Raw genomic sequence first — 13536 nt, 5'->3', positions numbered from 1 at the left:
ATCCTTCTTCTATGTATATAATAAAAGATTACCGTAATTTTTCAAAATTTGCACATATATTTACAATAAAAAAATAGACTGGCAATATGCCAATCTATTTGAGAAGACTGTTGCTTGGGCGAAGTGCAGTGCGGTGCTTCGCGCGTTTTGGCAAAACTGGGTTGCTGAGTTTTCCTTTCACGTACTGTATGCCTACATAAGAAAGCAGAGATAACATATACAGTATAGGTGCATAAAGCAGGCCCCAAGCAAACGTGTGCGTCACAGCTGATTGATCGAGTGCCTGATCAAAGATACTGCGCCATAGTGTATGAATCAAGTAGATACCAACTACATTTTTAGCAATAATGCTAACATAACGATGCTTTCCGATGCTACGTGCTTTCAAGGTGAACAGCAGAAGGGAAATTGTCAAAGGAATCGTACTGATAAGATACTCTCCCTGCGGCAAATCCAGCCCGTAATACAGGATAGACCGCTCCAGCAGCTGCAGAACAAATCCAGCAGCTACCATTATACCGATCGTCCTTACACGGATTGCTTGTGCTGCATGAAAGATTTGTTTTTCATATAAGCCAAAGCAAGCTCCTAGTGCTGTATAAAATAAACCAAAGTAAATTCCGTTTCTTGTCGTCTCTTCCATCGTGACATGGAAGAGTGGTCCATAAGATTGTCCCAGGAGACCAATTAGATTAAGAATAAGACCCACTAACAAAGTCACCTTCATTAGGCGTAATCTGTAAGCAGCATAAATGATGATGATTGAAAAGATCAAAGCGAACATAAACCAAAGCTGGAATTGTGTATAAGATATCCCATCCAATAATGTGCGCCACTGGAAGGTATCCTGAATGTATGCCGTCAGCTCAGCTTTTTGCTCACTCATTGTTCCGTTTGAAGTCGTAAGCATCTTTATAAAATCATATACCCAATAAAAAGCAAACCATGCAGCAAGCAAGCTGATCAGCTTTCCAGTATAGCGTTTGAAGTACGCGAATGTGTCATCTGTACGCTGGAGTTTCATTGCAAATAAATAGCCTGATGCAGCAAAGAAGAACGGGACTGAAAAGCGTGCGATTGTATCGATGATGAATGCCCAGGTTTCACCGTTCCCGAATGGGACAGCGGTGTCTCGGAATGTATGTGTATGAATACAAACGACGCCGAAGATCGCCAGGCATTTGAAGAAGTCAATGGAGTAATTCCTCGTCATGTGCATCTACCTGCTTTCTATATTCTTAGAAATCATATCCGTCTTTTCTTCTTTATATACCCTCAAATCAGGGTGCCGCAAGAGTTTTAACAGAACTGTAATGACAACACAATCTGCTCGCAATATGATTACAAACTCTATCCAATTAGCCCTAATTTTTCCCACAAAAAAAAAGCACTTACAGTAGTAAGTGCTTAGGTGGTTTGGCTGAATGCCTGCACAAGCAGATCAAGCTTCTTGGCATCACTTGGCGGCTCATAGCTATCGTCTTTGAAATGCTCGTCGAATGCAGCTGCCAATGCGCCGAAACGGCTGTCCTGCAGAATGGATTGGTAAAACTCGAAAAGCTGACCGTATTGTTCGATATAACGCGTCATCTTCTTATCGAAACCAATCAAGTGATTGGCTGATGGCATACCTAGGAATGCAATTCTTGCCGGATCATATATCGGATAATGCACATTCAAAAGATGCAGCATATGCGTAACGAGGGGAAATTGCATGGAAGGGTTGCCCCGGCGATTTCTCACTTCATATAACGCTGCTGTCAATCCGACGATTTTCCGCTTGTCCGGATGGCATGCGGCTTCCTGGAACAGACGGAAAAAGGTCTGTTCGAATGCCACTGTCAGATTGGGATTGACCAAGCCTATGTAGTGCTTCAATACGTATTGAAATACTGGACTGTGTTCAGGTCTGCTCGCTTCTTGGCGCAAGAACGCATCGAGGGCGATATCCTCCCGTCTGATTGATGATAGAAGCTGGTCTTTATGAAGCAGCAGCTGCTCCAGAAAATCGGCTTCGGTATATGTGTCGCGCATAAGACAGGTTTCCTCCTCCACTCCAAAGCTGGTAATGATAGTTTACATGATAACATAACCGCTTCGGCAGAAGAAGTGATTGATAGCTTCAGGATAAGCTTTGCCCCATGAAGAAATGTTCATTATTAAGTAAGGCAATGACAGTACCTGTCCTTTTATACTGCTGGTCGAAGGAACGCTCTGACGTTTCTACAAACAAAGCAGTACCATTATAGAAGCTGACTCGGGTGCGGCTTTTTGTTTCTTTAAAGGATTGAATATGATAGAAGGACAGCCAGACGCAATGGGTGTTCGTAGGTGAGGAAGTCGGGAGCATAAAAACGCCATGGGCCGGATGCACTGGGATAGGCACCTTCTTGTCCGTCCGCAGCAGTCTGCCAATTGCATGTACTCTGCCCTCATAAGAGGATCCGTACTGCATGCAGCTATGATCAATGATCGTAAGAGGCGATTGTTCCACCCATATTTCTTTATCGGCTTCAAGAACACGGGATTGGTACACTGGATCGTGCAAACGAAAGACAGCAATGGTATTACGGGTGATGATGTACTGTTTCCTTTTTTCTATTTGCATAATTTCCCCCTCCAATTGACTGATACAAGACTATATTACTATAAACAGCTACGCTAATATGTAAAGGAGTTGTAAAAAATAGTAAAAAAGGACGAAGCATACGCTTCGCCCTTTTATTTGATTGCAAAAGTGATTTCAGCTTCGCAAGCAAGCTCTCCATCAACAGTTGCTGTTGCTTTTCCTTTACCGATTGGTCCTTTCAAACGGACAATCTCTACTTCCAGCTTCAATGTATCACCTGGTTTCACCTGGCGTTTGAAGCGGCATTTATCGACGCCGGCAAGGAAGCCGATTTTTCCTTTGTTTTCTTCCTTCATCAGCATCGCAAATGCACCTGTCTGTGCAAGAGCTTCAAGGATCAAGACACCTGGCATTACCGGATAATCAGGAAAATGTCCTTGGAAGAATGGTTCATTGATTGTTACATTCTTCTTGCCGACAGCGCGTTTGCCTTCTTCGATTTCAGTTATTTGATCCACAAGCAAGAAAGGATAGCGATGCGGGATTATTTCTTTGATTTGTTGAACATCATACATAATATGGTGAGCCTCCTGAATGGTTGTCTTTCCTAACGTATTATACCAAAAATGATGCTAGCATGTTTAACGCGTTTTGCGTTAAGGGTATTGTTCCATAAAACTGCTGGGAGGGAAGCCAATTGCTTAATCTTTTGTTATGGATCGGCATCATCGTAGTCGCGTTCTGGCTTATCGGTGTCATTTTCAATATCCTCGGAGGAATCATTCACATTTTCCTTATCATTGCTGTGATCCTGTTCGTTATTTATGCAATCAGGAAAAGCAGGGGAAGGAAATAGAAAAAAGGCTTGCTCGGTAACCGGAGCAAGCCTTTTTTATGACTTCTGGTTGATCAAGTCATAGATGTGTGTCCATGTATCTCGTTTTAGGACGTCCAGCGCGTTGCCATCACCCAGTACGCCATAGCCGAACAGCAAGCCTAGCAGCAGGAAAACGATCAGGATAATCGGCACGACAAGCAAGCGAAGCCAAATCGGAAATAATCTTCTCCGTTGTTTTTTCGGTGCCTTTTCTCCTTCTGCCTGCTTCTTTTTATCATGTTGTTCTTTTGTCTGGAGTTTGGATGCATTACTCGGCATAGCGTTATGGCTCCTTATTCTTATCTAATCTGGTTAATGAGACCGCTCATCTGATCACTCATGGAAATGGAGCGTGCATTGAACTGATAAGCACGCTGTGTATTTACCATTGCAGTCATCTGTTCACTAAGATCAACGTTTGACCCTTCCAGGCTGCCTGCCTGCAATTCGACTTCTCCCGCATTAAGCGCTTGGGCAAGCGCAGGGTCAGCAAGCTCAAAGGCAGTATCACCTGTACGTGTCAGGACGCGTGGATTATCGATGGCTGTAATCTGAAGGTTTGCTTCCACAGCATTTACTCCATTGCGCTCTACAACGATTTCTCCGCGGTCATTGATTGTAATACTATCAAAATCAGAACGTAATGCAATAGGTCCATCGACACCGTTCACCAAGTTGCCTTCTGCTGTCGTCAAAGCAACTGTGCCATCCTGCTGCGGCTGAAGGTAGAAATTCCCGGCACGTGTATAGAGCTGCTGTCCGTTCTCGCCTGTAATCGTGAAGTATTGGTTGTCATTCATAAGTGCCGCATCCAGATTCCGGTCAGTTGTCTGGATCGTTCCCATTGTCATGAGCGGGTTTGTACTGCTCATGTATGCTCCAGAGCCGATCCGGATGTTGTCACTTGTGCTTCGGCTTGTCGTATTCGCCTCATCATTCGGCGGGTTATTCATCTGCTGATAAAGCAAGGAAGAGAAATTAGAGGTCTGTGCTTTATAGCCTGATGTATTTGTATTCGCCATATTATTCGCGATCAAATCCAATCGCTGCTGCAGCTGCCCCATTGTTACGGCAGCCTGTGTCATCATCCTGCTCATTTTGCTCCTCCTTTACAGCTTCCCGACTTCATTGACTGCTTTTCCAAGGCTTTCATCATATGCTGTCAGTACCTTTTGGTTCGTTTCAAACGTACGGTATGCCTGCATCATGTCTGCCATTGTCTGCTGCAAGTCGACATTCGAGCCTTCTACTGCGCCCTGGACGATATTATATGTCACGCCAGCTGTTGTCCGAGCGTCTGCTGCCTCGGCTTCTTCGCTAGCGGTATAGACGTTCTCACCCTGCTTGTCCAGCAAATTTGCATCCTGTACGTATGTCAGTCCGAGCTGGATATTCCTGCCGTCGGTGAATTGCATAGAACCATCTGCTGACATCGTATATGTCTGGTTGTTTGTCTGGATAGGGTTGCCTGCTGTATCAAGAACATAACTGCCTTGATCATTCGTCAGAAAACCTTCTGCATCAATGGTAAAATTACCATTGCGAGTATACGCTTCACCATATGCTGTCTGCAGATTGAAGAATACAGAGCCATTTTCATCCGGGTACGCTCCGTCCACTAGAGCCGTATCTGTACTGATACCCGTTTCCCGTAAATCTCCTTGGACAAAGTTCGGAATCGTCTCTTGCACATACACGCCGGAATTGATACTGCCGATTTCCTTGGAAGTCGTAACATAGCGGGAGTTATCCGCTGATGTCGGCTTGCTCTCCATCGATTTCAAAAGCATCTCCGGAAAAGCCCGCAGCTGCCCTTGATCTGCTTTGTATCCATTTGTATTCGCATTAGCTAAGTTATTAGACAGTACTTCCTGTCTGCGCTGCTGGGCGAGCATACCGGATGCAGCTGTATATAATCCTTTAAGCAATGTTTCGGTCCTCCTAGGCAGTTAGATTGCCAGTGTTTTTGGTTTCTATCTATTTATATCGGCAGAATCCTAAACAAATTGAACCTCTTCCGTATACATTAGAGAATAAAGTACACAGAAGAGGTCAAATTATCATACTACTTTACGTTTTTCCAGTTTGTCGATGTTTTCAAGCATGATGCCAGTACCTTTTGCCACACAATCCATCGGATCTTCTGCAATGAATACAGGAACCTTCAATTGTTCAGCTAGCAGCTGGTCAATACCGTGAAGCAGTGCTCCACCGCCAGTCAGGATAATACCGCGGTCGATGATGTCTGCAGACAGCTCAGGAGGTGTCTGTTCCAATACAGTACGCGCCGCTTGTACAATCATGGCAACTGACTCACGCAGTGCTTCTTCTATTTCTTGCGAATGTACAGTGATCGTACGCGGAAGACCGCTTACCATGTCCCGGCCGCGGATATCAATCGATTCCTGACGCGCGCCTTCAAATACTGTCGCAATTTCAATTTTGATATTTTCTGCTGTACGTTCACCGATCAATAGCTTGTATTTACGTTTGATATACTGCAGGATTTCTGAATCGAACTTATCCCCAGCCATCCGAATGGACTGGGCTGTCACGATGTCACCCATGGAAAGAACAGCAACATCTGTTGTGCCGCCGCCGATATCGACGACCATATTACCGCTCGGCTGGAATATATCCATTCCTGCACCGATAGCTGCAATTTTTGGTTCTTCCTCCAAGTATACTTTCTTACCGCCGGATTTCTCCGCAGCTTCCCTGATTGCTTTTTGTTCCACTTTCGTGATATTCGTTGGGCAGCAAATCAGCATGCGCGGTTTAGATAGAAAACCTTTTACATTGATCTTGTTGATGAAATAGCGGAGCATCGCTTCAGTTACATCAAAATCAGCGATTACGCCGTCTTTCAACGGACGAATCGCCTCAATATTTCCAGGTGTTCTGCCTACCATGCGTCGTGCTTCTTCCCCGACTTCAAGTACATTGCCTGTAATTCTGTCCATCGCGACAACTGATGGTTCATTCAGAACGATTCCTTTTCCTTTTACATGTATTAGTACGTTTGCCGTACCGAGGTCAATTCCTATATCTCGTGCCAATATCCTCAGATCCTCCCTGTAAAGATAGAAACTCTGTCGCATCCGTTCGAGAACATAATGCTACTTATCTTATAGTGTAGCACAAAACATGGAGAATAGTAGCAAATTTTGAAAGAAAAGAAGGATAAAAGTAGGAATATTGGAAAGGGATTGGATGGACCTTTACAGGATGAAAGTTGGGTTTTAGGCAGGAGCGTCGGTATTTGTTTCCAGCTTATACTTCAATTTGGTAGCCTCCCCGCCCCTCAGATGACGGATAGCTTTGTGATAATCAAGGATCTCCTTCACTTCATTGGCCAAATCCGGATTGATCTCCGGCAGTCTCTCTGTCAGATCTTTATGCACAGTACTCTTGGATACACCGAATTCCTTTGCAATCACGCGAACTGTCTTCTTCGTTTCCACAATGTGCTTACCTATGCGCACCGTGCGCTCTTTGATATAATCATGCACAGCCCATGCCTCCTTAAGTTGACGGTTCTTGATGTTCATGAGACAAGATGAGAAGCGATGAAGTAATTCGGATATGTATTTTTCTTGTGCAAGTCATAGATGATTGGGCATCTGCGGCGTTGAGCGCTTCACACTCGTTCCCTTCAAACACTTGCTTTGGTTTGTAACATCTTATTAGCTGGAAAGCTGTTTTATTCCATAAAAAAGACCCTCTCAGCTAGTGGAGGGTCTGTCGTTATCTATTTTCTGGATTGCGTACATAGGTAAACGGGAAAAATAGAAGTCTTTATGTCTGCGGATGAATAGGTGATAGGATGCCACTAGATAATCTTTATTCTGGTGGATGAGTCCATAGAAGTATTTATAAAAAGCTGTCTGTTTTTCAGGCTTCCACTTAGGATAGCGCTTTCTTGCATTTTCCACTTCGCCAAGCTGAAACTCGATATATGCAAGTGCATGCGGGTCATCTGTCAAATACGTATGCAAAATCCCAAAGTGGGCAGCTACGATCGGCAGCACTTGCCGGTCAAGTAATTGTGCCAGACAAGTTATGTTGTATTGCTTTGCCATCTTGCTCCCTTCAGCAAGATGAGAAAAGCTTGCAATCTTGTCATCGAAAAGGAAGGTCAAACCCATCTTGTAATGCTGTACGGCTCGCTGGCCTGGCAGATATGTATGTTGGAGAATGTTTCTGCTATGTTTCCTGGCAATGATCAATTCGTTCCGTTTCCAATGATATTGGAAAAGCAGCTTGTCCATTCGCACAGTCATCATGATGCGCAGGAAATAATCTTTGATAAGGATAATCGTCTCCTGTAATTCATCCAGATAATATGCAATGGCATGATAATCGTGGCATTGGAAATGCTGGTAGATCCTGCCGAACAGAATCAAAGCCTTCGCCTCTGGAAAATCCGCTTGATGGCGGCTTATCTGCCTTTCAAACTCATTACCTGGCAGCTTGTACACCTGGTACTGATTTATTAGTTCATATAAGTGGGCATATGACCTGTTCCGCCGGTGCAATGATTGCTTATTCTTTTGTATCAGCAGCTGAAGCTCTTCTTCATAAAAGTTCATACCAAGGAAATCCATTGCCGCCAACTGAACATCGGCAGATGCGGAATGTACACAGAAATTCGCAGTCAGGTCTGTTACCTGCTTCACATCATGACTTGTCTCTACTAGCTGAATGAAGGACCAAAGATCTGTCATCCGGCTTGTTGCTGCCGAGAGCTTGCCCAAGTCAGTCGCTTCCTTACGCAAACTGGATTGATTCAACGTTCCTTTCTCCTCTCACATTTCCCAATCTTACCTCCATGGAATCACTTGACTTCGACTTTCACTTTGTGTTTTGCACCATTTCATTATTCCATCTTTTCAGATAATTTCAAGCAGTTTCTAGGCTGATTCGTTCGACAAATTATTAGGTTTCCTGGTTTTATTGTTGGACTGCTTTATGCCTAAAAAAAGCACCCCGGGCTCGGGGTGCTTCTGTCGAATCAAGTTTGGGCTGAAGAAGAGGAAGACGTTGCTTCGTCCTCTGGCTGCTCATCTTGTTCTGGAGATTTTTCTTCATCAGATGTATCAGGAGTTTCTTCTGTATCACCGGATTCATCTGTTGGAGTTGCTTCAGCATCTGCATTTTCTTCCGCTGGAGCTTCAGTCTCAGTCTGTTCATTCTGACCAGCTGTGTCAGCTGTATCTTCCTGTACTGCTTCAGCTTCAGCTTTTGCTTCCTGCAATTTGCTTACAGGCTGATTGAAAAAGCTTTCCGGGTTTACAGGTGTATCGCCGTTAAGCACTTCAAAGTGCAAATGTGTCGCTTTATCTTTTGCAAATAGGCTCTGTCCTGCTGTTGCAAGCACATCACCTTGTTTCACTTCCTGGCCTGCTTCCACTTTTACATCTTCCAGACTTGCATAATACGTTGCTACGCCATTTTTATGCTCGATCTGAACAACGTTTCCGTGGAGGGCATCTTCCTTCACTTCTGTGACTGTCCCGCTCAATGCAGCAAGGACATCGAATGCTCCGCCATCAGCTGCAGCGTAATCCACTCCGGTGCTTTGATAGTATTTGTTGTCGTAGAGTACGAGTGCATTCTCTTGGGCTTCGCTGTCTGCATTGTGATCATAGAATTTCGTTACGACTGTTGCTTCTGCGTCTTCAGCTACAGGAGCTTTCACTACTTCATCTTGTTCTGCTACAGGAGTTGCTTCTTCATCTCCATTAAAATTCAGGGAGTCGAAGATGCCTTTGTCATCCTCTGCTTGTTCCGGATCATTCGTACCGCTTTGGTACCACAATACAGCTGTCAGAAGCAAAGCAGAAATACCAAGATACAACGCTGGGAAAAACCATTTTTTACGGAAAAGACGTTTCCACTTAGATTTTGAAACGCTATTTTTTTCCTTCATAGATCATCACCTCTGCAACCATTGTCGTCACAAAGATAGATTCCTATACATATGTTTCAGAAAATTTTTCCAACCTTACTTGGACACCAGCTTGGCGCCTTCCGCCGGCAGTTTATTAATCTCCGTATCTTTATAATAGTATGTCAGGATATCCTTATACGATTTGCCTTCTGCAGCCATGCCATTCGCACCATATTGACTCATCCCGACGCCGTGACCATACCCCTTTGTTTGAAAGATGAGATGATCATCCTTCATCGATAACGTGAAATCTGTCGATTTGAGTCCTAGTTTTTCACGAATTTCCCTGCCTGTGAACTGCTTGCCTCCAATTGCCACTTCGGCTACGCGCTGACTGCTGTTGCGTTTCAGCTCACCTGGTGGGTTATTCGGATCAATTTCGACACCAAGCAGCTTCTCTGCTTCCTCGATTTCAATTACTTTCTGATCTTCAAATTTCGGTGACTGCTTATCCCATGGACTTTCAACTGATTTCAAATATGGCAGCGGATTTTCCCAATAGTTCTCCGCATTTTCCGTGTATCCATTGCTTGTGGAGAAAAAGGAAGGGGTAATCGGTTCGCCGTCATATGTGATAATCTCCCCGCTTGTTCCTTCCACCGCCTCTGTCAGCTTCGTCATTTTTTCTTCATAATCCTTGCCCCATGCCTGGCGGAGCTCGTCTTCATTCTTGTATACTTGGTCGCTGGTAGAATCCGATACCTCAATCGCTTCTGGTTCCTCTGCTTGATGATCTTCCATATAACGTACCACGTAAGTCCGAGCTGCGACCGCTTGCGCCTTGAGTGCTTCCAGTTCGAAGTCGGCGGGCATCTCAGAAGCGACCACACGTGTCACGTACGTCTCAAGCGGAACCGTTTCAACTGTATTGCTTGCTGTACGGCTTACTTCCACTGCTACACTGGCTGTTTCCTTGATCTCTTTTTCTTGTTCCATTGCTGTTGCCGTCCTCTCCATTCCGCCGGGGTCTATAAATGGTACTACAATCAATGTAGGGAGCGCCACGATGACAGTGAATAAACAGATGATCAAGATGCTGATGACTATGTGGGACTTGAGACGTCGCTTTGTGCTTGGTTTCTTATTTTGCATAGAGGACCTCCTTATCTGCCTGCTGGTCTACTCTTTACTCTATGTATCTTCTGTGGATTGCTAGAACATCTGCCCATAAAAAAATAGAGTACCCGCAGGCACTCTATCAGCTCCAATATCTTCTGACGGCACAAAGCTCTGTTTCATATACTGTGCCCGCCAAATTCAGGATTTCAATTTGTTTTCCTGTTTTCGGGGCATGCAGCATTTTTCCGTTTCCATAATAGAAACCAACATGGTGAACACGTCCCTTTCCACCATCATAAGCGAAGAACAGCAAATCCCCCGGTTCTGCTTGATCCAAACTAATGGCTTTTCCCTCCAAAGCCTGTGCACTCGCATCCCGCGGAATGACATAACCGCTCGCAAGATGCATATTGTAAGCAAATCCGGAGCAGTCGTAGCCCCAGCTGCTCATTCCGCCCCATAGATAGTCCAGCCCAATGAATTGTTCCGCATACGTGATCAGTGCCTCACCGTCTTCCTCATGAAAAGTCCAGATACTGCTCTGGGCCTTGGAAAGTCGTCCCCGGCCGAGCGGTGTCAGAACAGTAAAGGCCGTTCCCGACTCTTCAATAAAAGGCAGCTTTGTCAAAAAACTGAGTTGAACTATCTTGCCGGAACCCTCTACTTGCAGAGCAGCCTGCTTCGCTCGTACTTCAACCATATGATCTGATTTTGGCAGCGGATCTGCAAGCTGACGAGCGGGAATCCATCCGGGATATCCTTGTTCATCTTTTGGTGTGGACTGGGAGGGTATCACCACTTTGACCCAGTCACCCTTCCGCTCCACTTCCCATACTGTTGTGCCGAATAGCACTTGTGATTGAAGCAAATTGTTTTCATGAAGCTCCAATCTATCGGCGTGAGAAAGGTCATGCACCCAGCGTGACGGATCAGACGGATTAGAAACAATCGGTGTATCCACTTGTCTGGAGGAGGCAGGATTTGTCCACAGATTAGCGACGGAAACAGCAATCACGCTTTCTTTCATAATACCTTTTCCCCTTGGACATCCACTGCCAGGATACCGAGCCCTGGCGATGCATTGAGCAGCAGTCTGCTACCTTCATATCGGACGCCGCCTGTAACGATATCCTCCCGGAGCATGAGCGGTGCATCAAAGTCGACCCGTGTAATATGCTGCTGACTGGCAGCCAGATGCGCTGCTGCACTGATACCGATTCGGGATTCGATCATACAGCCGACCATGCATTCTACACCATAAGAGCGAGCGATACGGGCGATATCCAGCGCAGGCTGAATGCCGCCCGCTTTCATCAATTTGATATTGAGCAAGTCAGCCGCACGCATTTCCAGCAACGCAAGGGCATCCTGCGGTGAAAATAAGCTTTCATCAGCCATGACTGGTGTCTGGACATTTGCTGTTACATACTGTAATCCCTTCAAATCTGCAGCAGCTGTAGGCTGTTCCACAAGTTCGATAGCAAGGTCCATATCCTCCATCCTGCTGATGGCACGGACTGCGGTTTTCCTATCCCACCCTTGGTTTGCATCAAGACGAAGCGTGATACTGCTGCCAACTGCCTCCCGAATTGCTTGAAGCCTTTTTATATCTGTTTCGATATCATCCTTGCCGACTTTTATTTTCAAGGTCCGGAAACCGTCCTTTACATAGCCTGCAGCGTCTGACGCCATTTCCGATGGTGTATTGACGCTGACTGTGTAGTCGGTTTCCAATGTATCACGAGCGCCGCCCAGCAGATGATACAGCGGAATACCTGCATACTGTGCAATACAGTCATGCAATGCCATATCTACAGCTGCTTTGGCGCTTGTGTTGCCGACGAGGCATTGCTGCAGCTGATGAAATAATGCGTCTCGTTCCAGCAATGACATGCCGGTGATGGCAGGTTTGATGATGGCTTCAACGGCATAATGAATGCTTGCCAGGCTGTCTCCCGTTATCACATGCGTCGGCGGAGCCTCCCCCCAGCCAATCACACCATCATCAGTTGTCACTTTTACAACGATGCTCTCTGCTACTGTCACCGTTCGCAGCGCTGTCTTGAAAGCTTTTTTCAAAGGAACAGCAGATTGGTATACATCTATTCGAGCAACCTTCATGCTCTCACCCCAGCACTCACCTGGAGGGTTTTCGTTTTTGTATCCATCTTTGCTTCTGTTCCAAGCGGCACTGTGATATTCGGATTGCAATGCCCGATGCGGAACCCTTTAAGGACAGGCTTTTCCAGGTCAGTCAGGTAATCAACAAGGACTTGATCAAAGGAGAGTGACGTTTCTGGATCCTTCGCTTCGCAATCCGTGAAATCCCCGATAAGAATGCCTGCTGCCTGATCCAGCTTGCCTGCCAGCTTCAGCTGATTCAGCATACTGTCGATTTTATATGGCGATTCAGAAACATCTTCTAACAAAAGCAGCTTACCCTTTGTATCAATTTCATCTGGTGTACCAAGTGTACTCGTCAGCAAGGATAGGTTGCCGCCAACCAATGCTCCTGTAGCTCTTCCATGCACGATAGCCTCCAGCGGAGAAATAGCTGTTGTATAAACAACATCCTGCGGGATGAAGAATTGCTGTAGCAAATCATAGCTCAGTTTGGCAAAGTCAGATTCCCCCATGTCGGAAGCCACCATGGGACCATGAAAAGTAATCAGTCCAGTCCGCTGCCTGATCGCTGTATGTAGATACGTTATATCACTGTATCCGAGCAGCACTTTCGGGTTTTGTTTGATAGCTTCATAATCCAGCATTTCAACAATCCGAGCAGAACCATAGCCGCCTCTGCTGCAAATGATTCCTTTTACTTCATCATCTTTGAACATATCGTTCAGATCAGTAGCTCGATCAGAGTCAGAACCCGCAAGATAGCCATATTTGTCAAACACATGCTTCCCCAGCTTCACATGCAGACCTAACGATTCCACAATCTTGATCCCCTGCTCGAGTTCCTCGCGTTTAATCGGACCTGCTGGTGATACAATCCCGATTGTATCTCCTTTTTTCCACACAGATGCTTTCATCATTATCTCCTCCCAGTCTATATGTATGGTATGACAGACG

General features: G+C 45.5%; 16 protein-coding genes. 1 reads left to right on the top strand and 15 read right to left on the bottom strand.

The window, feature by feature from the left end; all coding sequences use genetic code 11:
• Window positions 1-94: 94 nt before the first annotated feature.
• From ACH6C1_RS03635 to fabZ, 4 genes are all read right to left on the bottom strand, one after another.
• Window positions 95-1213: an acyltransferase gene (locus ACH6C1_RS03635; protein ID WP_374074693.1), complete on the bottom strand. Its 1119-nt coding sequence runs from the start codon at window positions 1211-1213 to the stop codon at window positions 95-97.
• Between the two features lie 194 nt (window positions 1214-1407).
• Window positions 1408-2034 carry a hypothetical protein gene (locus ACH6C1_RS03630; RefSeq protein ID WP_374074691.1) on the bottom strand — a complete coding sequence of 209 codons (627 nt, stop codon included), beginning with the start codon at window positions 2032-2034 and terminating at the stop codon, window positions 1408-1410.
• 88 nt (window positions 2035-2122) lie between these two features.
• Window positions 2123-2608: a competence protein ComK gene (locus ACH6C1_RS03625; RefSeq protein WP_374074688.1), complete on the bottom strand. Its 486-nt coding sequence runs from the start codon at window positions 2606-2608 to the stop codon at window positions 2123-2125.
• 113 nt (window positions 2609-2721) lie between these two features.
• Complete coding sequence (gene fabZ, locus ACH6C1_RS03620; RefSeq protein WP_095220913.1) at window positions 2722-3144, bottom strand: 3-hydroxyacyl-ACP dehydratase FabZ; 423 nt, start codon at window positions 3142-3144, stop codon at window positions 2722-2724.
• A 122-nt stretch (window positions 3145-3266) separates the two neighbouring features.
• Here fabZ and ACH6C1_RS03615 point away from each other — a divergent pair, with 122 nt between their 5' ends.
• A complete protein-coding gene (locus tag ACH6C1_RS03615) occupies window positions 3267-3425 on the top strand; it encodes a lmo0937 family membrane protein (protein WP_286160647.1) in 159 nt (52 codons plus the stop codon).
• A gap of 36 nt (window positions 3426-3461) precedes the next feature.
• Here the strand turns inward: ACH6C1_RS03615 and ACH6C1_RS03610 are convergent, their stop codons facing one another.
• From ACH6C1_RS03610 to ACH6C1_RS03560, 11 genes are all read right to left on the bottom strand, one after another.
• Complete coding sequence (locus ACH6C1_RS03610; protein WP_095220914.1) at window positions 3462-3725, bottom strand: DNA-directed RNA polymerase subunit beta; 264 nt, start codon at window positions 3723-3725, stop codon at window positions 3462-3464.
• Window positions 3726-3745: 20 nt separating this feature from the next.
• Window positions 3746-4543, bottom strand: coding sequence for a flagellar hook-basal body protein (locus ACH6C1_RS03605; protein WP_374074685.1), 798 nt, complete (start codon window positions 4541-4543; stop codon window positions 3746-3748).
• Window positions 4544-4555: 12 nt separating this feature from the next.
• Window positions 4556-5374 (bottom strand): flagellar hook-basal body protein, encoded by an 819-nt coding sequence (locus ACH6C1_RS03600; protein ID WP_374074683.1) that lies wholly within the window; start codon window positions 5372-5374, stop codon window positions 4556-4558.
• A gap of 132 nt (window positions 5375-5506) precedes the next feature.
• The gene (mreB, locus tag ACH6C1_RS03595; RefSeq protein WP_095221237.1) at window positions 5507-6508 is read right to left on the bottom strand and encodes a rod shape-determining protein; all 1002 of its coding nucleotides are present in this window, start codon (window positions 6506-6508) and stop codon (window positions 5507-5509) included.
• A 180-nt stretch (window positions 6509-6688) separates the two neighbouring features.
• Window positions 6689-6958: a sporulation transcriptional regulator SpoIIID gene (gene spoIIID, locus ACH6C1_RS03590; RefSeq protein ID WP_038564118.1), complete on the bottom strand. Its 270-nt coding sequence runs from the start codon at window positions 6956-6958 to the stop codon at window positions 6689-6691.
• A 213-nt stretch (window positions 6959-7171) separates the two neighbouring features.
• Window positions 7172-8239: an AimR family lysis-lysogeny pheromone receptor gene (locus ACH6C1_RS03585; RefSeq protein ID WP_374074680.1), complete on the bottom strand. Its 1068-nt coding sequence runs from the start codon at window positions 8237-8239 to the stop codon at window positions 7172-7174.
• A gap of 221 nt (window positions 8240-8460) precedes the next feature.
• Window positions 8461-9378, bottom strand: a complete 918-nt coding sequence (gene spoIIQ, locus ACH6C1_RS03580; RefSeq protein WP_374074678.1) for a stage II sporulation protein SpoIIQ — start codon at window positions 9376-9378, stop codon at window positions 8461-8463.
• A gap of 75 nt (window positions 9379-9453) precedes the next feature.
• On the bottom strand, window positions 9454-10491 hold the full coding sequence (spoIID, locus tag ACH6C1_RS03575) for a stage II sporulation protein D (protein WP_374074676.1): 1038 nt from the start codon (window positions 10489-10491) through the stop codon (window positions 9454-9456).
• Window positions 10492-10597: 106 nt separating this feature from the next.
• The gene (locus ACH6C1_RS03570) at window positions 10598-11485 is read right to left on the bottom strand and encodes a C40 family peptidase (RefSeq protein WP_374074673.1); all 888 of its coding nucleotides are present in this window, start codon (window positions 11483-11485) and stop codon (window positions 10598-10600) included.
• On the bottom strand, window positions 11482-12579 hold the full coding sequence (locus ACH6C1_RS03565) for a dipeptide epimerase (protein WP_374074669.1): 1098 nt from the start codon (window positions 12577-12579) through the stop codon (window positions 11482-11484). Before ACH6C1_RS03565 ends, ACH6C1_RS03570 begins: the two co-directional genes overlap by 4 nt.
• Window positions 12576-13499 carry a S66 peptidase family protein gene (locus ACH6C1_RS03560; RefSeq protein ID WP_374074667.1) on the bottom strand — a complete coding sequence of 308 codons (924 nt, stop codon included), beginning with the start codon at window positions 13497-13499 and terminating at the stop codon, window positions 12576-12578. Before ACH6C1_RS03560 ends, ACH6C1_RS03565 begins: the two co-directional genes overlap by 4 nt.
• Window positions 13500-13536 lie beyond the last annotated feature (37 nt).

The organism is Terribacillus sp. JSM ZJ617 (genome assembly GCF_044383785.1).
Classification (GTDB): domain Bacteria; phylum Bacillota; class Bacilli; order Bacillales; family Amphibacillaceae; genus Terribacillus.
The sequence above is the reverse complement of the archived record's forward strand: the minus strand, read 5'-3'. Positions and strand labels throughout refer to the sequence as shown.